This is a genomic window from Bartonella sp. AU15XJBT, assembly GCF_028618615.1.
GTDB lineage: Bacteria > Pseudomonadota > Alphaproteobacteria > Rhizobiales > Rhizobiaceae > Bartonella.
This window is the reverse complement of sequence record NZ_JAQITG010000090.1, coordinates 1-1,831: the sequence shown is the minus strand read 5'-3', so window position 1 is coordinate 1,831 and position 1,831 is coordinate 1. Positions and strand designations below refer to the sequence as shown.

The following is a 1,831-nucleotide window of genomic DNA, read 5'->3' as shown; positions in this document are numbered from 1 at the left end:
GACTTTAGATACTCGACGGTCTGGTTAACCTGCCCTCTTTGTTTATCGCCTTCATTAAGACGCTTCACACCACTTGCAAGCGCATCCCACCCTGAACCGTCTGATGAAGATTCTGCCATACCTGCAAAAAGATCTTTGAGCTTCTGATACGCATCTGATTGAAAAAACTTATAACTATTGGACTGTAAAAACTTATCTAAATCTGTCGGTTCAGAAGGTGGTGTTGGAGATGCGGGCGCTAATGGTTGCATTTGTTCATTAACATGAGTTTTAAGTTCTTGTGGAGAAGCCTCCAGTGCATTTGGCATAGGTGGCTGTTGATCAACTCCAAGAGGCATCTCCGCTCTAGGAGCCGTATAGGGCATAAATGGTCCATATGGATTCTGCATGTTCTGTAAATAGGGGTTGTTTGGAGCACGTGCTTCCTCTGGTGACACCATACTTTCAATAGCTGTCCCTCCAGCCATCAATGCACTGAATTTGGGGTTCCTTGTTACGAATTTCCCCACGGGGTTCTTTGTTATTAATTGTCCCAATCTGTTCGCCCCTGTAACCGCTTTGGGAGCAATATATCTAAAAATATGAGGCGCAGCTCTCGCTGCCATAGAACCTGCAAATAATAATGGAAATAATAATGGAACTGCCATCACATTCTCCTAAAAAACTATTCTTTAATGATTATACAGCTATTGTTTCTGTTTCTCATCCATGTACTTTAAAAAAGCATAGGGGGCTCCTGCTGCTAAAGCTGCTCCCATTGGACCACCTGCCATGTAACCAAAAGCCATTGGTGCTACTTGAAGTGCCAGGGAACCTATAGTTCCTGCATTTTTCCATGGGCTATTACCTTGTATCATCGAAGCTGTATTATTGTTCGTTGTCGTGCCGTAATTTCTTGCAAAGCCATGACCGGCGTTCATAAGCATATTCAACCTATTCCAACCGCTATTGTCTTGCTCTAGCCAACGTTCACGATTAGCATCAACAACTCTCTGATTGTGCGTATCAAGCACACCTCCCCCCTCTATGGCATTGGAATAGGCATTCCCATAACCTTGTAAGAAGTTATTGGAGGCTCCCAATTGATTTTGATTGGCTTGGTCTATCATGGCATTGGCTTGCATCATATTCTGAACATCTTGATTATATTGGTTCGCTGTCGCACTTGTCGACAAAGCACCAAGTTCATTTGCCAATACCCCTGTATGTGCACCAGAACCATAACGACCTGCACCGGCAAAAGAGCTGTTAATCGTATCTCTTACACGGTCTAAGCTATTTTGAAGGGCGGCATTAAAAGAGGGGTTCTGTCCAACCATACCACCCGAAGCCATGCTTCCAAGATTATTGGCTGCCGACGTTGGATTGTAGACCGTATTCATCAAAGAGCGATTTTGATAATGCTGAGGTATGCTGCCAAGTCCACCAATTCCATAGCGCGTTTGATCACTTAATGGGGCAACACGCGGTCCCCCATAAACATTACCACCCATCCCTCTATCATACAGATTATACGCATCCGCACCACCTCGCTTAAAGACATTCTGCATCCAACTAGGAGGTGCACTTGTCTGCACCTGCTTCTGTTCTGTCGTTGAGGGTCTCCTGCTCCCCATGTCACAATTCCTTCCTATAATAAAGCATCGTTATGCCATAACCTTGTTTGTTCAGAGCACGTTTCCAACCCAAACGCCCTAAAATCTCTATCTCAAAAGCGCCATTCTCACGCGCCCAATCCTCTGCAACCTGCAAATTGTCAACTTGATCAAGAACACCCTTCCCACTACATTCACAAATGAGCGCGCGTTTCTTTCCTAAAACTGTCTGTTGT

At 44.7% G+C, this 1,831-nt stretch carries 1 protein-coding gene and 2 pseudogenes; all 3 read right to left on the bottom strand.

Annotated elements, in window-relative coordinates:
- A pseudogene (locus PVV57_RS10195) lies at positions 1-647 on the bottom strand (hypothetical protein); the annotation flags it as partial.
- A gap of 39 nt (positions 648-686) precedes the next feature.
- Complete coding sequence (locus tag PVV57_RS10190; protein ID WP_273784027.1) at positions 687-1,616, bottom strand: hypothetical protein; 930 nt, start codon at positions 1,614-1,616, stop codon at positions 687-689.
- A 1-nt stretch (position 1,617) separates the two neighbouring features.
- Positions 1,618-1,831, bottom strand: a pseudogene (locus PVV57_RS10185) (hypothetical protein); the annotation flags it as partial.

Bases quoted from the DNA above. Each gene is read 5' to 3' on its own strand.
- PVV57_RS10190 (WP_273784027.1), bottom strand. From the start codon at position 1,616: ATGGGGAGCAGGAGACCCTCAACGACAGAACAGAAGCAGGTGCAGACA.